Source organism: Rathayibacter sp. AY1A4 (assembly GCF_002930955.1).
Classification (GTDB): Bacteria; Actinomycetota; Actinomycetes; order Actinomycetales; family Microbacteriaceae; genus Rathayibacter.
Genome location: NZ_PSTN01000003.1, coordinates 105,484 through 123,865, shown reverse-complemented (window position 1 = coordinate 123,865; position 18,382 = coordinate 105,484). Strand labels below are relative to the sequence as shown.

Sequence of the window (18,382 nt, the reverse complement as noted above, 5' to 3'; positions counted from 1 at the left end):
TTAAGGGGTTCAGGCCGGGCGCACCCCGAGCAGGGCGTCGACCGCGTCGCGCAGGAGCGACGGGTCGTCCACGCCCTCGGTCAGTGCGGCGTCGACGACGGCGAGGGCGGCCGGAGTGCCGAGGTCGTCGGCCAGCGCCTCGCGCAGCTGCGCCAGCACCTCGAGCGCCGAGCGCGGTCCCACGGCGGCGAGGGCCGCCTCCCAGCGCACCAGGCGCGCCTCGGCCGACGGCAGGTCCTCGGGCAGCCACTCCCAGTCGGAGCGGTAGTGGTGCGCGAGGAGCGCGAGGCGGATCGCCCGCGGGTCCGCGCCCTCGCTCCGCAGACGGGAGACCAGCACCAGGTTCCCGAGCGACTTGCTCATCTTCTCGCCCTGGTAGGCGACCATCCCGGCGTGCGCGTAGGCGCGGGCCAGAGGACGGCCGGACAGCGAAGCGGCGTGGCCGGCGCTGAACTCGTGGTGCGGGAAGACCAGGTCGCTGCCGCCGCCCTGCAGGGTGAACTCGGGTCCGAGCCGGTCGAGGGCGATCACCGAGCACTCGATGTGCCAGCCCGGACGGCCGCGGCCGACCTCGGCGTCCCAGGCGGGCTCGTCGGCGCGCTCGGCCCGCCAGAGCAGCGGATCGAGGGGGTCGCGCTTGCCGGCGCGCTCCGGGTCGCCCCCGCGCAGCGCCGAGAGGCGGGCCATCGACTCCGCGTCGAGCCGGCTCTCGCTGCCCAGGTGCCAGACGGCGCTCTCGGCTGCGGCGATGTCGTAGTAGAGGTCGCTCGCGCCCTCCTCCGCCGCGTCCGGAGCAGCGACGCGGTAGGCGACGCCGTCGCGCTCCAGGCGGGCGACCGCTTCCGCGATGGGATCCACGGTCTCGGTGACTCCGACGTAGTGCTGCGGAGGCAGGACGCGCAGGGCGGCCATGTCGCCGCGGAACAGCTCGACCTGCTCCTCGGCGAGGTCGCGCCAGTCGACGCCGGTGGCCGTCGCACGCTCGAGCAGCGGGTCGTCGACATCGGTCACGTTCTGGGCGTACTCGACCGTGTAGCCCGCGTCGAGCCAGACGCGCTGGACCGTGTCGAAGGCGAGGTAGGTCGACGCGTGCCCGAGGTGGGTGGCGTCGTAGGGCGTGATGCCGCAGACGTAGAGGCTCGCGACTCCGCTGGGCGCGTCGAGCTCGACGGGGCCGGCGGTCGCGGTGTCGTGCAGGAGCGGTGCGCTCCCCCGGCCGGGCAGGGCGGGGACGTCGGCGGCGGTCCAGGCGCGCATCTAGGCGGCGATCAGGCCGGTGGCGAGCGCGACCATCAGGACGACGCCGAGGACGATGCGGTACACGACGAACGGGAGGAAGCTGCGGCGGGAGATGTAGCTCATGAAGAACGCGATCACGACGAAGCCGACCACGAACGCGACGATGGTCGCCACGAGGGTCTCGAGCCCGCCGACCTGGACCTGGTTCGGGAGCACGACCGGGTCGCTGATGCTCTTGTACAGCTGGTAGAGACCGCTGCCGAACACCGCGGGGATCGCGAGGAGGAAGGAGTAGCGCGCCGCCGCCTTGCGCTCGTAGCCGAGGAAGAGGCCGGCGGTGATGGTGCCTCCCGAGCGCGAGACGCCGGGGATCAGGGCGAGCGCCTGCGCGCCTCCGAAGATCAGGCCGTCGCGGACTCCCAGGTCGCGCAGGCGGCGCTTCTTCGCGCCGACCGCGTCGGCGATGCCGAGCAGGATGCCGAAGAGGATGAGGGTGGTGGCCACCACCCACAGGGAGCGGAGGGTCGTCTCGATCGCGTCCTGGAAGACGAGGCCGAGGACGATGATCGGGAGGCTGCCCAGGATGATGAGCCAGCCCATGCGGGCGTCCGGGTCCGAGCGCGGGATCCGGCCGACGAGGGAGCGCGCCCAGTGCGACACGATCCGCACGATGTCGCGCCAGAAGTAGATGATGACGGCGGTCTCGGTGCCCAGCTGCGTGATCGCGGTGAACGCGGCTCCGGTGTCGCGGCCGCCGAGACCGGGCAGCAGCTCGCTGACGATCCGGAGGTGGGCGCTGGAGGAGATGGGGAGGAATTCGGTCAGACCCTGGACGAGTCCCAGGATCAGCGCGTCGAGCAGGCCCATGCGTCACTTTCGAGGAGGGCTGGGGCGTCGTCGGCCAGCAGTCGGTCGGGATCGGTCGGTGCTGACCCCGTCCGCGGCGCCGTCAGGAGCTCAGCAGGAGATCGGTCAGGACCTTCCTGCCAAACACTAGTGCGTCCAGTGGAACGCGCTCGTCGACCCCGTGGAACAGCGCCGGGAAGTCCAGGGAAGACGGCAGCTGGAGCGGCGCGAACCCGTATCCGGTGATGCCGAGCGTCGAGAGCGCCTTGTTGTCGGTGCCTCCGGAGAGCAGGTACGGGAGGACCTCGGCGCCCGGATCGAACCGGCGGATCGAGGCGGCCATGCTCTCGACGAGGGGGCCGGCGAAGGGCACCTCGAGTCCGATGTCGCGGTGCTGGACGAGGATCTCGACGTGCTCGCCCGCGAGGACCTTCAGCCGCTCGAGCACCGCATCCTCCTCGCCGGGGAGGACGCGCACGTCGATGGTGGCCTCCGCGGTGTCCGGGATGACGTTGGCCTTGTAGCCGGCCGACAGCATCGACGGATTGGCGGTGGTGCGCAGCGTCGCGGCGATGAAGCGCGAGGCGGTGCCGGTGGCGAGTGCCAGCTCCTCCGGAGTGCTGCGCTGGGGGTCGTGGCCGAGCAGGCGGGCGACCTCGTCGAGCAGCTCGCGCGTGGTGTCGGTGAGGCGCGTGGGCCACTCCTCGCTGCCGATGCGGGCGATCGCCTGCGCCAGCCGGGTGACGGCGTTCTCGGAGTTGATCTGCGAGCCGTGCCCCGCCGTGCCGTGCGCGCGGAGGGTCAGCCACATCAGCGCCTTCTCGCCCGTCTGCACGAGGTAGGCGCGCTTGCCGGCCAGCTCGATCGAGTAGCCGCCGACCTCGCTGATCGCCTCGGTCGCTCCGGCGAACAGCTCGGGCCGCTCACGGGCCAGGAATCCCGATCCCCGCACGCCGCCCGCCTCCTCGTCGGCGAAGAAGGCGATGACGAGGTCGCGGGAGGGGCGCCGCCCCTCGCGGAGGATGTCGCCGAGCGAGGCGAGGATCATCGCGTCCATGTTCTTCATGTCGACCGCGCCGCGGCCCCAGAGCATGCCGTCCTTGATCTCGCCGCCGAACGGGTCGACGCTCCAGTTGTCGGCGACGGCGGGCACCACGTCGAGGTGCCCGTGGACGACGAGGGCGCCGCGCTCGCGGTCCTCCCCCGCGACCCGCGCCACGACGCTCGTGCGTCCCGGGTCGGAGTCGATCAGCTCCGGCTCGAGGCCGAGGTCGCGCAGCTTCGCCGCGACGTACTCCGCGGCCGGGCGCTCCGGCTCCGCCTTCCCGTCGCCGTAGTTGCTGGTGTCGAAGCGGATGAGATCGCGCGCGATGAGCGCCGTCTCGTCGAGGGTGCTGTCGGTCACGGGCGCGCTGTCGATGCTGTCGGACATGCGGGCAACGGTACCGGCGCGGGCTCGACGGCGCGCGGAGGCCGGTGGGCCGCGAGGTGGCGTGAGAGGCTCCGGAACCGTGCTAATGTCTTCTTCGGCCGCGGAAACGCAGGTCAAAGGAAACACTCGTCCGGGTGGCGGAAATGGCAGACGCGCTAGCTTGAGGTGCTAGTGCCCGTATAGGGCGTGGGGGTTCAAGTCCCCCCTCGGACACACTGATCGGAACCCCTCGTCTCTCCTCGGAGAGGCGGGGGGTTCCGTCGTTACCGGCACCGTCCCCTCCTCGCGCCGGCGGGAGGGATGCTGTGGGCGGAGTGTGCAGACGCCCCGGCTCCTCACGAGGAGACGGGGCGGCTGCTGCATCGGACGGGCGCTTCTGCAGCGGACGGGCGCTCCTGCACCGCAGGGCCCTCCCGCACGGACCGAGCCTCGGTGTCAGACGCCCACTGCTGCCGGCGACCAGCCGAGAGCCGGAGCGATCGATTCCACGACAGTGCGCAGGAGCCGCGCGTTGTACTCGACCCCGAGCTGGTTGGGAACGGTGAGCAGCAGCGTGTCCGCCTCCTGCACGGCGGCGTCCGCAGCGAGCTCGGCGGCGACGGCGTCCGGCTCGCCCGTGTAGCTGCGGCCGAAGCGGGCGCGGACGCCCTCGAGGGTGGCGACCTGGTCCTGCTCACCGCGGCCGCCGAAGTACAGACGGTCGAGATCGCTCGTGATCGGGAGGACGCTGCGCGAGACGGAGACGCGCGGGGTGCGCGCCCAGCCCGCCTCGCTCCACGCGGCGCGGTACTCGCGGATCTGGCGGGCCTGCAGCTCGTCGAAGGGCACGCCCTCCTCCTCCAGCAGCAGCGTCGACGACTGCAGGTTCATGCCCTGCTCGGCCGCCCAGCGCGCGGTCGCGAAGCTGCCGGCACCCCACCAGATCCGGTCCTCGAGGCCGGGCGAGCGCGGCTCGATCGAGAGCGGGAGCGACTGGCGCGTCATCGCCGGATCCGACTGCGCGACGGGTGCCCCGGCGAGCGCCTCCCGGAGGATGCGCACCTTCTGCCGGGCGAGGTCGGCGTCGGTCATCCCCTCCGGGGGGACGAAGCCGAACGTTTCGGACCCGCGCAGGGCGGTCTCGGGCGATCCCCGGCTGACCCCGAGCTCGAGCCGGCCGTCGGAGATCAGGTCGGTGGCGGCCGCCTCCTCCGCCATGTAGAGCGGGTTCTCGTAGCGCATGTCGATGACCCCGGTGCCGATCTCGATGCGGCGGGTGCGCGCGGCGATCGCCGCCAGCAGCGGGAACGGCGAGGCGAGCTGCGGCGCGAAGTGGTGCACGCGGACGTAGGCGCCGTCGATGCCGATCTCCTCCGCCGCCTCCGCGAGCTCGATCGTCTGGAGGAGGACGTCGCGAGCCGAGCGGGTCTGAGACCCGGGGACCGACTGGTAGTGGCCGAAGGAGAGGAAGCCGATACGCGAGACCATGCCTGCCTCAGCGCTCGGGGGTCCCCCGCTATTCCCGGGTGGTGTGCACGGCGGACCCCGAACCGCGACAGAGCTCCCGAGGAGTCCTCAATACACGTATGGTGGTCGCGTGCCCGCTGATCGGGGCGGAGGGGGTCGTCGTGGAGCGGATGGTCGGTCGCCTCGGGGCGACTCTCGGGGTCGCCATGCAGACGATCAGCGGGTCGCAGGTGCAGGCAGGCGCTCTCCGTCCGCAGCGGAACCGGGCGCCCGGTCGCGTCTCCGCGTCAGTGCGCCTCGAAGTCGGCGGAGACCGAGGCGGTGACCTCGATGTCCTCCGGCTTGAGGGCCAACGGCTCCTCAGGAGAGGAGAACGCCTTGGCGCGGCTCATCATCGCCGAGCCGCCCTCGATGCGCGTGTGCGGCCGCAGTCCCGGCTCGAAGAGGGTCAGCACCCGCACCTCGGTCAGGCCGAGAGCCGCCGCATAGGCCTCGGCCCGCTCGCGCGCGTCGCGGACGGCAGCGGTGCGGACCTCGCGCTCGATGCCCGAACGTCGTGCCGCCGTCACGTCCCAGTCGACCCCCGAGATCTGGATCCCCGGCACCTCCGAGATCGAGCCGACCCAGCGCCCGAGAGCCGCGAAGTCCCGGTACTTCACCCGGACCCCGGCGGCCGCGACATGGAACAGCTGCGTGACGTCCGAGTCCTTGATGTACCGGCGGATCGAGGAGACCGAGATCTGATCGGAGGACCACCAGGTGGCGGCGCCGGACGCCTGCTCGGCGGCCGCCTCCTCACGGACCCGCGCGTGCAGGGCGGTGACCTCGGCGAGCGCCTGGGGCCGGGATCGCGACTCGCGCCGGATCTCGAGGCGGACGGTGCCCCGCTCGGCGGGGTGGAAGTGCTGGGCGAGACCGGCGACGGTGATGGTGACCATGGCCCCATCGTGCCGTACGCACCCCGTCAGCTCCGAGCGGCGAGCATCTCCCGGATGCGGTCGGCGAGGGCCCGCTCCGTCGTCAGGTTGCTGACCAGCTGGGCTCGGTGCCCCCCGCAGGCGCCTGGGAGGGGAGCTCCGCTGCTCGGGTCGACCCGGCCCAGCAGTGCCCGCTCCCCCTGGGCGATCGAGGCCTCGAGCAGGGCGAGCCGCCGCTCGAGCCTCTCGGTCTCGAAGCTCTCGGGCGTGATGTCGGACTCGCGGAAGTGGCCGGCTGTGGAAGTGGGGACGCTCATCGATGATCCGTTCCGTCGGGGGCGCCCAGGAGCGGCGCCATCACCAGGAAGACACCGGAGAACGGCGATCATGACGCGAAGGCGCGAAATGCACTGAGAAGTGGCGCGCCACCGGCGGTCAGGAGCGGAAGACGGCCAGGTTCTCGTTCTCCACGATGGCGAGGGTGCGGACGAGGCGGGTGTAGCGCTCGACGAGCTCGCCCTCCCCCGCGCCCTGTCCCAGCAGGGCCGAGATGCTCTCGGCGGGGAAGAGGGAGACGATCTCCATCGCGACGGCCCGCGCGTGCTCGGAGGAGAGAGTGCGCGCGTACTCCAGAGCGCGGGTCAGCTGCGGCCTCTCCTCCCCCTCCGGACTCGCCGACGGCGCCGTCGTGGCGGCATGCCCGAGGACCGCCACGAAGACGCGGGCGATCTCGTCGACCCGGAGTGCGCGGACCAGGGTCAGCAGACGCGAGGAGACGCGGGAGACGCCGCGCGCGAGGAGCTCTCCGCTGAGGGCGCGCACCTCGATCACGTCGCCGCCGCCGAACTCGCCGGAGACGCGCTTGATGCCCGAGGCGAACAGGCTCGAGCCGGCTCCGATGCTCCGCTCGGCCTCGAGGTTGATCTCGACGCGGCCGCGGCCGGTGGCCACTCCGGAGATCCAGCGCTGCTCCACGGGCGGATGCGCGTGCACGGCGCGGACGAGGGTGCCCGGGCCCGGCCCTCCCAGGGCGCCCAGGATGACCTCGGGGGTGCGCGCCCCGGCGATCCTGGTCGAGACGCCGTTGTGCGCGGCGAGCTCGGCGGCCCGCAGCTTGGAGCGGATGCCCCCTCGGCCGGTACCGCCCTTCTGCACGCCGATGCGGCGCAGCTCCGAGATGCCCAGCTCCTCGAGGTGCACGCCCTCGGCGATGCTGCCGGCGAAGACGCCGGGGACGTCGGTGAGCAGCAGCAGCAGGTCCGCGCCGAGGAGCATCGCCAATCCGCCGGCGACGCCGTCGTTGTCCGAGCCGGCGGAGTCGATCGTGTCGTTGCCGTTGACCACGGGCACGACTCCGGCGTCGAGGGCGTGGCGGATCGCCTCGGCGACGTGTGCCATCTGCCGGGGAGAGGCGAGGTCGGACTCGCCGATGAGGATCTGCGCGACCAGGGCGCCCGAGAGCTCGGCCACCGAGCGGTAGAAGCCCATCAGGACGGTCTGGCCCACCGCTGCCGCCAGGCGGGCGCTGATCGGCTCCTCCTGCGAGCGGGCGAAGAGCGCCCGGCCCGAGGACACGGCGCCGGAGGAGACCAGCACGACGTCCCAGCCCAGCGCGCGGGCGGCGAAGGCGCTCTCGAGCGCGCTGGCCAGGAGAACGGGATCCGGACCCGACTGCTTGGTGACCGAGCTGGACCCCATCTTGACCACGAGGGTCCTTCTGCGCGGCGCGGCCGGGGCGGTGGCGTCGGAGTCGGCGTGGTCGGGCAGGGCGTCGGACATGGCTCCCATGGTAGAGGCGCGGCAGGAGGCCCTCCCTCGCCGAGACCCGGTGCAGAACGCCCCCGGACGGGGATGTCGGAGGCGGATGCGAGACTGACCGGGACGTCTGGAACCTCCTCCTCAGTGCGCCTCGCCGGGCGGTCGCGGAGGGGTCCGAGCGGCTCGCCGGTGGATGTCGGTGGCGATTGACATACTCGAACACATGTTCGAACATGGGCAGATGAGCCCCCCTTCACCCCTCGTCTCCGCGGAGACGGCCGAGGCCGCAGAGCCCCTTCTGCGGCAGCTCGCGTCGGTGAAGGAGCTGCAGTCCCGCATCCGGGACATGCAGGCGACCACTCTCGAGACCAGGAGCCTCGCCACCCTGCCGGCCTTCTCCTCCGTGCTCCCGGGCGGCTCGCTCAAGCAGGGTGCCGCCTACTCGGTGGAGGGCTCGATGAGTCTGGCGATGGGGCTGCTCGCCGGCCCGTCCGCCGAGGGCTCGTGGTGCGGCGTGGTGGGCGTCCCGGAGTTCGGGGCCGAGGCCGCGGCCGGCATGGGGATCGACCTCGAGCGCCTGGTGCTCGTGCCCGCACCGGCCGAGCACTGGCTCACCGTCACCGCCGCTCTGGTCGATGTGCTGACCGTCGTGCTCACCCGTCCGCCCGCCTCCGTCTCCTCGGCCGACGTCTCGCGTCTGGGAGCACGACTGCGCCAGCGGGGTGCCGCGCTCGTGGTCCTCGGCGAGTGGCCCCAGGCCGAGGCGCGGCTCAGCATCCGCAGCAGCCGCTGGGAGGGGCTCGGCGACGGCCACGGCTACCTGCGCTCCCGGGAGGCGATGGTCGATGTGGTCGGCCGGGCCGGCACCCGGGTGCGCACGGTGCGGATGAGCATGCCCGGCGTCGAGAGCGCCTTCGGCTCCCGGGTCGAGCACGGCCGCCTGCACGAGCGGGCGGTCTGAGATGGCGAGCGCACCCGAGCTGCGGCGGACGATCCTCGTCTGGTGCCCCGACTGGCCCCTCCTCGCGGCCGCCGCCGACGCCGGCCTCAGCGACGAGCACCCCCTGGCCCTCACGGAGAAGAGCCTGGTCTTCGCCTCCTCCCCCGCTGCCCGGGCGGAGGGGGTCCGGCGGGGCATGCGCGTGCGCGAGGCGCAGTCCCGTTGCACGGGTCTCGCCGTCCTCCCGTACGACCCGGTGCTCGACCACCGGGCGTTCGAGCCGCTCATCCAGGCGCTCGAGGAGATCACCCCGGGCGTCCAGCTGATCAGGCCCGGTCTGTGCGCGATCCGCGCCCGCGGTCCGCGCCGCTACTACGGGAGCGAGCAGAGCGCGGCCGAGGCGATCCTGCAGCGGCTGGCCGAGCTGGGTCTCCCCGACGCCCGCATCGGGATCGCCGACGGGCTCTTCGCCTCCGAGCTCGCCGCGAAGCACTCCGGCCGCCCCGTCGCCGTCGTGCCCCCAGGAGCAGCGGCAGGCTTCCTCGCTCCTCTCCCGCTCGACGCCCTCGAGACCGAGTCCGTCGCAGCCCCTGCACGTGCTCCCCGCCGGGGGGACGACCTGGTGGCGCTCCTGCGCAGACTCGGCGTCCGCACCCTCGGCGCCTTCGCCGCCCTCCCTCGCGAGGACGTCGCCGCCCGGTTCGGACCGGACGGCGCCCACGCGCACCTCCTCGCCGCCGGTGCGGAGTCGGAGACGGTGGTGCCCCGGCTCCCGCCGGAGCGCCTCGACCGGGCGATGGAGTTCGAGCCCCCTCTGGACCGCATCGACCAGGCCGCCTTCGCCTTCCGCGTCCCCGCGGAGGAGTTCGTCGCCGGGCTCACCCGCGCACAGCTGGTCGCGACCGCCATCCGCATCGAGGTCGTCAGCGAGCGCGGTGAGGTCTCCTCCCGGAGCTGGCTGCACCCGAGATGGTTCACCCCGGGCGACGTGCTCGACCGGGTCCGCTGGCAGCTGCAGGGCAGCGGGGAGATCGACACCGGTCTCGGAGCGCCGATCTCGCGGCTGTGCGTCGAGCCCGAGGCGGTCGACGCGATCGGCAACCACGAGCAGGGTCTCTGGGGCACCGCTCCGGAGGAGCGCGTCCACCACGGGCTGAGCCGCGTGCAGAGCATGCTCGGGCACGAGGCCGTGATGACCGCGTCGATCGGAGGGGGTCGATCCCTCCGCGACCGCCAGCACCTGATCCCCTGGGGCGACCGGGAGCCGGGCGACGCACGGCCGAGGACCCTGCCCTGGCCCGGCTCCCTGCCGCCGCCCCTCCCGCCGACGGTCTTCGCGGAGCCCGCGGCCGTGCTGGTCCGCGGACCGAGGGGCGAACCCGTCGCGGTCGACGAGCGCGGCGCCCTCAGCTCCGTGCCCGCCTACTTCACCCCCGGGACCTCTCAGGCACGCCTGGAGCCCCTCGCCGGATGGGCGGGTCCCTGGCCGATCGACGAGCGCTGGTGGGATCCGAGCACCGCCGTCCGCTACGACCGCTTCCAGGTGGTCGACGCCGCCGGTGTCGCCTGGCTGCTGCTCTGCCTCGACGGGGTCTGGGCAGCAGAGGCCCGCTACGACTGAACCGGAGCATCCCTCCACCACCGCGAACGAGCACCGAAGGAGCCCCGATGGGCTGGAACAACCCGCCGATCCCCTGGTCGGAGTTCGAGCGCCGCCTCTCCAGCGGCAAGCGCGCCGACGGCACGGTCATCCGGGGCGACGGCGGCGACAGTCCGGCCTGGTCGCACAAGCGCCCCGCCTACGTGGCCGGGGACGACGTCCGGCCGCCGGCTCATCCGGTGCCCTACGCCGAGCTGCACGCCCACTCCCACTTCAGCTTCCTCGACGGGGCGAGCAAGCCGGAGCAGCTGGTCGAGGAGGCGGTCCGGCTCGGCATCGACACTCTCGCGCTCACCGACCACGACGGCCTCTACGGCATCGTGAGGATGGCCGAGGCCGCGCAGGGGCACGCCGTCCGCACGGCCTTCGGAGCCGAGCTCTCGATCGGGCTCACCTCGCCTCAGAACGGGGTCGCCGATCCGGAGGGGACCCACCTGCTCGTCCTCGCGCGCCGCGAGGAGGGCTACCACCGCCTCGCCCGTGCGATCACCACCGCCCAGCTCGCCGGAGCCGAGAAGGGCAAGCCGAGCTACGACCTCGAGGAGCTCGCGCGCGCCGCCGACGGCCACTGGATCGTGCTGACGGGCTGCCGCAAGGGAGCGGTCCGTCACGCGCTCGCCGCCGCAGGAGTGGCCGCGGCCGAGCAGGAGGTCCGCGAGCTCGTCCGGCTCTTCGGTCCCGCCAACGTCCTCGTGGAGCTGTACGACCACGGGGATCCCCTCGCCTCGCGCGCCAACGACCAGCTGGCGACGATCGCCGAGAAGCTCCGGCTGCGGACGGTCGCCACCGGGAACGTGCACTACGCCCGGCCGGAGGAGCGCCCCCTCCAGACGGCCCTCGCCGCGGTCAGAGCACGCCGGAGCCTCGACGAGATGGACGGCTGGCTCCCCGCAGCGGGCGGCGCCCACCTGCGCTCCGGCGCCGAGATGGCCGAGCGCTTCGGCCGCTACCCCGGCTCCGTGGAGAACACGGTGCGCGTCGCCGACGAGATCGCCTTCGAGCTCGGCCGAGTCCGGCCCCGGCTGCCGCGCCAGGAGGTCCCCGAGGGGCACACCTCGATGAGCTGGCTGCGCGAGCTCGTGCGCGAGGCCGTGCCGGCCAAGTACCCCCGCGCCGACGCCGACGTCCTCGCGCGCCTCGAGAAGGAGCTCGCGGTGATCGAGCAGAAGGACTTCCCGGGCTACTTCCTGATCGTCCACGACATCGTCCACTACGCCAAGCGGAACGGCATCCTCTGCCAGGGACGCGGCTCGGCCGCCAACTCGGCGGTCTGCTACGTCCTGGGCATCACGGCGGTCGACTCGATCTTCTACGACCTGCCGTTCGAGCGGTTCCTCTCCAGCATCCGCGACGAGGAGCCCGACATCGACGTCGACTTCGACTCGGAGCGGCGCGAGGAGGTGATCCAGTACGTCTACCGGAAGTACGGACGTCTGAACGCGGCCCAGGTCGCCAACGTCATCACCTACCGGCCCAAGTTCGCCGTGCGCGACATGGCCAAGGCCCTCGGATACAGCGCCGGGCAGCAGGACGGCTGGTCGAAGCAGGTCGAGCGGTGGGGGTCCGTCACCGAGAGCACCGACCACGACATCCCCGAGGACGTGGTCGCCCTGACCACCCGGGTGCTGGGCACGCCCCGGCACCTGGGCATCCACTCCGGCGGCATGGTGCTGACCGACCGGCCCGTGGGCGAGGTCTGCCCGATCGAGCCCGCCCGGATGGAGGACCGCACCGTCCTGCAGTGGGACAAGGACGACTGCGCCTGGATGGGCCTGGTCAAGTTCGACCTCCTCGGGCTCGGGATGCTCGCCGCCCTGCAGTACACGTTCGACCTCGTCGCCGAGCACGTCGGCGAGAAGTGGGACCTCTCCACCCTCCCCCGGGAGGAGAAGGGCGTCTACGACCAGCTCTGCCGCGCCGATTCGATCGGGGTGTTCCAGGTCGAGAGCCGGGCGCAGATGGGCACCCTCCCCCGGCTGCAGCCGCGCCGCTTCTACGATCTGGTGATCGAGGTCGCGCTCATCCGCCCCGGCCCCATCCAGGGCGGTGCGGTCCACCCCTACATCCGCCGCAAGCTCGGCGAGGAGCCGGTGACGTACCAGCACCCCCTCCTCGTGACGCCGCTCAAGCGCACCCTCGGCGTGCCGCTCTTCCAGGAGCAGCTCATGCAGGTGGCCGTGGCCGTCGGCGACTGCAACGCGGAGGACGCCGACCTGCTGCGCCGGGCGATGGGGTCCAAGCGCGGGACCGAGAAGATCGAGACCCTCCGCGAGCGGCTCTACCAGGGGATGGCCCGCAACGGCATCACGGGCGAGGTCGCGGACGACATCTACCTCCGGATCCAGGCCTTCGCGAACTTCGGCTTCGCCGAGAGCCATGCGATCAGCTTCGCCCTGCTGGTCTACGCGAGCGCCTGGCTCCGCCTGCACTACCCCGCCGCGTTCACCGCCGCGCTGCTGAGGGCGCAGCCCATGGGCTTCTACGCCCCGCACACCCTGGTCGCCGATGCCCGGCGTCACGGAGTGGAGGTCGTCTCGCCCGACGTCAACCGCTCCCTGGCGCCTCCCGGGCTCGAGGCGAAGGAGGACGCCCCCGCACGCCGGAGGGGCGGCGCCGCCTACGGGAGCGACGACTGCCTCCGCGCCGATCAGCCGCCCACGGGACTGTTCGACCGCACCGAGCACTTCCACACGGACGACCACAGGCGCGACAGCGGCTTCGTGATCCGGCTCGGGCTGGCAGGGGTGAAGGGCATCGGCACCGCGCTCGCCGAGCACATCGTCGCCGAGCGCGAACGCGGCGGACCCTACGCGAGCATGGCCGACCTCTCGCGTCGGGTCGGCACGACCGCGGCTCAGCTGGAGGCCCTCGGCGCCGCGGGCGCCTTCGACTCGCTCGGTCTGCAGCGTCGGCAGGCGCTCTGGGAGGCCGGCACCGCCGCAGGCGACCGCGAGGAGTTCCTCGCCGGCTCCACGGTCGTCGTGCAGCCCCCGCTCCTGCCGATGCTCTCCCCTCAGGAGCGCGTGGTCTTCGACTTCTGGGCCACCGGCATCTCGCCCGACGACCATCCGCTGCGCCACCTCCGCGAGGGGCTCGCTCGCCGCGGCGCCCGCTCCTCGGCCGATCTCCCCGCCATCCCCTCGGGGACCCGGATCGAGGTCGGCGGGGTCGTGATCCACCGCCAACGTCCCTCCACAGCCGGTGGAGTGACCTTCCTCAACCTCGAGGACGAGCACGGGATCCTCAACGTGATCTGCTCCGTCGGAGTATGGAACCGCTACCGCCGCGTGGCCCGCGAGGCACCCGCCCTGCTGGTCAGGGGGATCCTCGAGCGCTCCGACGAGGGGGTGACGAACCTCCTCGCCGACAGGTTCGAGACCCTCACGGTCGGCGCTCGCACCACCTCCCGCAACTTCCGATGACCCCTCAGCGGCACCGCCCGCTCGCCCCACGAGAAAGCGACACCATGACCACTCTCGACCACGCCGCTCCCGCTCCGCACCTCGATGCGCCGCTCCTGAACGACCGCGAGCTGCGCGAGCGCGTCTCCTCGCTGATCGGACCGGCCTACCGCCGGGCCCTGTGGCCGATCTTCCTCGACCGCGACGGCGTGCAGCTGCCGATCCTCTACCCGGTGGACGGACTCCCCGTGCACCCCGACGAGGAGAAGACCGAGCGGATCGTCGCCACCCTCGCCAAGGCCGTGGCGCACCAGGACGTGGGCTCGCTCGCCTTCGCCCTGGAACGTCCCGGGCGCGCCTTCCTCGGCGAGACCGACCGGGTCCTCGCCCGTCACCTGGCGGCGGCGTGCCACAAGCGGGCCATCCCCCTCCGCGCGCTCCTGCTCGTCCACGACGAGGGAGTGCGGGTCGTGACCGCGACGGAGTACGCCGCGGTCGCGCTCTGAGCGCTCGGGCCCGAGGCGGCCGTTCAGGACAGCGGCGGCCGGCCACCTGAACAGCCGGCCGCCACGGACCTCAGGCGCTCAGGAGCTCAGCGTCACCAGCAGCGAGGAACCGCCGAGATCCACCTCGGTGTCCCCGGGCTGCACCGCGTACTCCCCGACGCCGAGCAGCGTCTCCGCCACCTCCGGCAGGGCGATGCGGGCGGCGGACTCGCCGACGTTGATCGCGACGGTCACCCGACCGCGGCCGAGAGTCAGCCAGCGGGCCTCCTCGTCGAACTCCACGCAGAGCGACCCGAAGCGCGGGTCCGTCAGCTCGGGGTAGCGGCGGCGGATCGCCGCCAACTCGCGGTACACCTCGAGGGTGCGGGCGTGACGCCCCTCCCCGACCTCGGACCAGTCGAGCCGCGAGCGCAGGAACGTCTCCGGGTCCTGCGGGTCGGGCACGACCTCCGGGTCCCAGCCCATCTTCGCGAACTCCTCGATGCGGCCCTTCGCCGTCGCCTCGCCCAGATCCTTCTCCGGGTGCGAGGTGAAGAACTGCCACGGGGTCGACGCCGCCCACTCCTCGCCCATGAACAGCATGGGAGTGAAAGGGCCCAGCAGCGTCAGAGCAGCGGCGATCGCGAGACGGCCCTCGTCGAGGGACGCCGTCAGACGGTCGCCGACCGCCCGGTTGCCGATCTGGTCGTGGTTCTGGCTGCAGACCACCAGGCGCCAGGTCGGCATGTGCTCGGTGTCCACCGGACGGCCGTGGTGACGGCCGCGGAACGTCGAGAGGGTGCCGTCGTGGAAGAAGCCCCGGGTCAGCACCTTCGCGAGGGCGCCGAGCGGCGCGAAGTCCTCGTAGTAGCCCGTGGTCTCCCCGGTCAGCGCGACGTGGACCGCGTGGTGGAAGTCGTCGCTCCACTGCGCGTCGAGCCCGTAGCCGTGCGCCTCCCGCGGAGTGATCAGCGTCGGGTCGTTGAGGTCGGACTCGGCGATCAGCGTCAGAGGGCGCCCGACGTGGGCCGACAGCACGGCCACCTCGCTCGCCATCTCCTCGAGCACGTGCACGGCCCGCTCGTCCGAGAGGGCGTGCACCGCGTCCAGGCGCAGGGCGTCGACGTGGTAGTCGCGCAGCCACATCAGAGCGTTGTCGATGATGTACCCGCGAACGGTGTCCGAACCCTCGCCGTCCAGGTTGATCGAGCTGCCCCAGGTGTTGGCCTTCTCGTTCTTGAGGTACGGGCCGAACTCCGGCAGGTAGTTGCCGCTCGGGCCGAGGTGGTTGTAGACGACGTCCTGGACCACGCCGAGGCCGGCGCGGTGGGCGGCGTCCACGAAGCGCTGGTACGCCTCGGGTCCGCCGTACGGCTCGTGCACGGCGTACCAGAGGACGCCGTCGTAGCCCCAGTTGTGCGTTCCGTTCACCGCGTTGACCGGCAGCAGCTCGATGAAGTCCACGCCGATCGAGCGCAGGTGCTCGAAGCGCTCCGCCGCCGCGTCCAGGGTGCCCTCGGGTGTGAACGTGCCGAGGTGCAGCTCGTAGATGACGGCGCCGGCGAGCTCGCGCCCGGTCCAGGCGGAGTCGCCCCACTCGTGCGCCGAGGGGTCGAACGTGCGCGAGAGCTCGTGCACGCCCTTCGGCTGGCGGCGCGAGCGGGGGTCCGGCAGCGGACCGCTGCCGTCCACCCGGTACCCGTAGTCGACCTCGCCGGTGGCCGGGGCCGACGCGGGCGCCCGCCACCATCCGTCGTCTCCGTGGCGGGTCATCGTCAGCGACGAGTCGTCACCGAGAAGGAGCTCGACCGTCGAGGCCTCGGGGGCCCAGACGTCGAACCGCTCGGGCCCGGTCGTCGGGAGTGCGTAGCGGTAGGGAGTCGTGCTGATCACTGCTGTCTCCAGGAGGGGTCGTATCGGTCTGCGGTGCGGTGGCGGAACCGGTCAGGAGACCGGGGCGAGCAGTGCCACGGGGTAGTCGGCGAGGATCTCGGCGACCGGAGTCACTCCTCCCGCGAAGGTGCGGCCGGTGAGGACGTCCTCCATCGGGTGCCCGGGCAGGACCACGACCGTGCCGTTCCACCCGCCCGAAGCGGCGAGGCCCTCGGGGAGCCGGGTCGCGACGGTCAGCGCGCCGCCGCGGTCGAAAGCGATCGCGTGCTCGGCGGCGGGCCCGATCGCAGGGACGGCGGCGTAGCGGGTGAACAGCTCGAGGCGGTCGCGGCGGAGCCGGAGGGCGCGCGAGGTGACGAGGAGCTTCGCGGCTCCCTCGGCGTCGATCGCGGGCTTCCAGCCGCCGTCGATCCGCTCCAGCAGCGCTCGACGCTGCCCGAAGTCGACCTCGCGGCGGTTGTCCGGGTCGACGAGGGAGGTCTCCCAGAGCTCGCTGCCCTGGTAGACGTCCGGGATGCCCGGGGCGGTGATCTGCACGAGCTTCGCGGCGAGGCCGTTCGACCAGCCGGCAACCGACACCCGCTCGACGGTCTGCTCGACCAGCCGGCGGACGGCGGGCTCGTCGAACGCCGCGTCGATCGCCGCGTGCATCCGCTTCTCGAACTGCTCGTCAGGAGCGGTCCAGTGCGTCGAGTCGTCGGCCTCGCGCGACGCCTTCTCGGCGTAGGCGTGCAGGCGCTCGCGGCTCGCGGGCCAGGTCCCCACGACGGCCTCCCAGAGCAGGTGCTCGATCGGGCCGTCGCCGAAGCCGACGAGGTCGTGGAGCTCGCGGAGCGTCGCCGCCCACGCCTCCGGGTCCTCGGCCAGTGCGGTGATGCGGGCACGGGTGTCCTCGCCGCGCTTCGTATCGTGGGTCGAGAGCGTGGTGAGCGAGGCGGGGAACGAGGCCTGGCGCACGGCCTGGCGGCGGTGGAACTCGACCAGGTCGATCGCGAACTCGTCCGGGTCCGCTCCGACCTCGTTCAGCGAGGTGAGGCGGCTGAAGCGGTAGAACGCCGTGTCCTCGACGCCCTTCGCCATCACCATGCCGGAGGTCTGCTGGAAGCGCACGGACACCGGCGTGCCGGTCTCGCCGAGCGCCGCGGCGACCTCGTCGATGGTCGCGCGGATCTCGGGACGGCGGCGCACGGCGTCGACGCGGGCGTGCTCGAGGTGCTCCGCTCCGTAGGGGAGGTAGCTGCGGTAGACCGGGTAGGTCGCCAGGAGCTCCGCCAGCGCGTCGTCCGCTCCCTCGATGCCGGGGATCAGGCGGGCCAGCCGCAGGACCTCGGAGCGGAGGATGCCGTCGGCGATGCCGCGCTTGGTGTCGTGGATGAGGTCGGCCCACTGCAGCGGGGCGCCCTTTCCCGTGAGCTCGGCGTCAAGGCCCTCCAGCACGGGGCGGGCGTCGGGGTCGACCAGGATGCGGTCGACGTCGGCCAGGGCGTCGTAGCCCGTGGTGCCGACGGTCGCCCAGTGCGGCGGGAGCTCCTCGTCGCCCTCGAGGATCTTCTCGACCCAGACCGGGGCACCGCCGATCGCGCGGGCCAGGTCGTCGAGGTATCCGCCCGGGTCGGCCAGGCCGTCCGGGTGGTCGACGCGCAGGCCGTCTGCGAGCCCCTCGGTGAACCAGCGGACGATCTCGGCGTGCGAGGCGTCGAACACCTCGGGCCGCTCGACCGTGATGGCGGCGAGGGTGTTCACCGCGAAGAAGCGGCGGTAGTTCAGCTCGGCGTCGGCGCGGCGCCAGTTCACGAGCTCGTAGCTCTGGCGCTCGTGCACCGTGCGGCCGGAGTCGCCGGGCTCGGCGGTGCCGGGCGCGATCGGCAGGCGGTTCTCGTAGTAGTGCAGCTCGTCGCCGACGACCTCGAGCGCGTCGAGCTCGCTGTCGCTGTCTCCCTCGCTCGCACCGTCGCCGAGGATCGGCACGCGCAGCTTCCCGCCCCCCGCCTCCCAGTCGATGTCGAAGGCGGTGGCGTAGCGGGAGGACTTCCCGTTCCTCAGCAGGTCCCACCACCACGAGTTCTCGCTCGGGGTCGCGACGCCCATGTGGTTGGGGACGATGTCGATGAGGACGCCGAGGCCCTCCGCCCGCGCCGCGGCCGAGGCGTTCGCCAGGCCGGCCGCGCCACCGCGATCGGGATCGACCTCGGTGTGGTCCACCACGTCGTAGCCGTGGTCCGAGCCGGGCTCGGCCTTCAGCAGCGGCGAGAAGTACAGCCAGTCCGCTCCGAGCGCGCGCACGTAGTCGGCGACGCGGGCGGCGTCGTCGAGGTCGAACGCCGACCGGATCTGGAGGCGGTAGGTGGAGGCGGGCAGACGCACG

13 protein-coding genes and 1 tRNA gene are annotated in these 18,382 nt (G+C 72.6%); 5 read left to right on the top strand and 9 right to left on the bottom strand.

Translation table 11 applies throughout. The features are described 5' to 3' along the window. Positions 1-9 precede the first annotated feature (9 nt). The 3 genes from mshC to C5B92_RS03245 all read right to left on the bottom strand — a co-directional run bounded on the left by mshC (position 10) and on the right by C5B92_RS03245 (position 3,517). On the bottom strand, positions 10-1,257 hold the full coding sequence (gene mshC / locus C5B92_RS03255; RefSeq protein ID WP_104350057.1) for a cysteine--1-D-myo-inosityl 2-amino-2-deoxy-alpha-D-glucopyranoside ligase: 1,248 nt from the start codon (positions 1,255-1,257) through the stop codon (positions 10-12). Further along, entirely contained in the window at positions 1,258-2,106 is an 849-nt protein-coding gene (locus C5B92_RS03250; RefSeq protein ID WP_104222008.1) for an undecaprenyl-diphosphate phosphatase, read from the bottom strand. Positions 2,107-2,188: 82 nt separating this feature from the next. Further along, complete coding sequence (locus C5B92_RS03245) at positions 2,189-3,517, bottom strand: M20/M25/M40 family metallo-hydrolase (protein WP_181028722.1); 1,329 nt, start codon at positions 3,515-3,517, stop codon at positions 2,189-2,191. A 128-nt stretch (positions 3,518-3,645) separates the two neighbouring features. Between C5B92_RS03245 and C5B92_RS03240 the strand changes: the two genes are divergently transcribed. Continuing rightward, positions 3,646-3,730 (top strand) — tRNA-Leu (locus C5B92_RS03240). A 222-nt stretch (positions 3,731-3,952) separates the two neighbouring features. On the opposite strand, the gene C5B92_RS03235 is transcribed toward C5B92_RS03240, so the two are convergent. The 4 genes from C5B92_RS03235 to proB form a co-directional block, all read right to left on the bottom strand. Beyond that, positions 3,953-4,984, bottom strand: coding sequence for an LLM class flavin-dependent oxidoreductase (locus C5B92_RS03235; protein WP_104255000.1), 1,032 nt, complete (start codon positions 4,982-4,984; stop codon positions 3,953-3,955). Positions 4,985-5,250: 266 nt separating this feature from the next. Further along, entirely contained in the window at positions 5,251-5,901 is a 651-nt protein-coding gene (locus tag C5B92_RS03230) for an SIMPL domain-containing protein (RefSeq protein WP_104254999.1), read from the bottom strand. Between the two features lie 26 nt (positions 5,902-5,927). Further along, a complete protein-coding gene (locus C5B92_RS03225; protein WP_104254998.1) occupies positions 5,928-6,197 on the bottom strand; it encodes a hypothetical protein in 270 nt (89 codons plus the stop codon). A 118-nt stretch (positions 6,198-6,315) separates the two neighbouring features. Beyond that, positions 6,316-7,659 carry a glutamate 5-kinase gene (proB, locus tag C5B92_RS03220; RefSeq protein ID WP_181028721.1) on the bottom strand — a complete coding sequence of 448 codons (1,344 nt, stop codon included), beginning with the start codon at positions 7,657-7,659 and terminating at the stop codon, positions 6,316-6,318. 220 nt (positions 7,660-7,879) lie between these two features. On the opposite strand from proB, the gene C5B92_RS03215 reads away from it, so the two are divergent. Genes C5B92_RS03215 through C5B92_RS03200 form a run of 4 tightly spaced genes read left to right on the top strand, consistent with a single transcriptional unit; the run spans position 7,880 to position 14,145 of the window. Then, positions 7,880-8,599, top strand: coding sequence for a hypothetical protein (locus tag C5B92_RS03215; protein WP_104225270.1), 720 nt, complete (start codon positions 7,880-7,882; stop codon positions 8,597-8,599). A gap of 1 nt (position 8,600) precedes the next feature. Continuing rightward, entirely contained in the window at positions 8,601-10,199 is a 1,599-nt protein-coding gene (locus C5B92_RS03210) for a DNA polymerase Y family protein (RefSeq protein WP_104254996.1), read from the top strand. A gap of 47 nt (positions 10,200-10,246) precedes the next feature. Next, positions 10,247-13,660 (top strand): error-prone DNA polymerase, encoded by a 3,414-nt coding sequence (locus tag C5B92_RS03205; RefSeq protein WP_104254995.1) that lies wholly within the window; start codon positions 10,247-10,249, stop codon positions 13,658-13,660. 44 nt (positions 13,661-13,704) lie between these two features. Continuing rightward, positions 13,705-14,145, top strand: a complete 441-nt coding sequence (locus C5B92_RS03200) for a hypothetical protein (protein WP_104232613.1) — start codon at positions 13,705-13,707, stop codon at positions 14,143-14,145. A 78-nt stretch (positions 14,146-14,223) separates the two neighbouring features. Here the strand turns inward: C5B92_RS03200 and treZ are convergent, their stop codons facing one another. Both treZ and treY read right to left on the bottom strand, forming a co-directional pair. Continuing rightward, complete coding sequence (gene treZ / locus C5B92_RS03195; RefSeq protein ID WP_258061242.1) at positions 14,224-16,017, bottom strand: malto-oligosyltrehalose trehalohydrolase; 1,794 nt, start codon at positions 16,015-16,017, stop codon at positions 14,224-14,226. Positions 16,018-16,068: 51 nt separating this feature from the next. Then, the gene (gene treY / locus C5B92_RS03190; RefSeq protein WP_104350056.1) at positions 16,069-18,381 is read right to left on the bottom strand and encodes a malto-oligosyltrehalose synthase; all 2,313 of its coding nucleotides are present in this window, start codon (positions 18,379-18,381) and stop codon (positions 16,069-16,071) included. Between the last annotated feature and the right edge of the window lies 1 nt (position 18,382).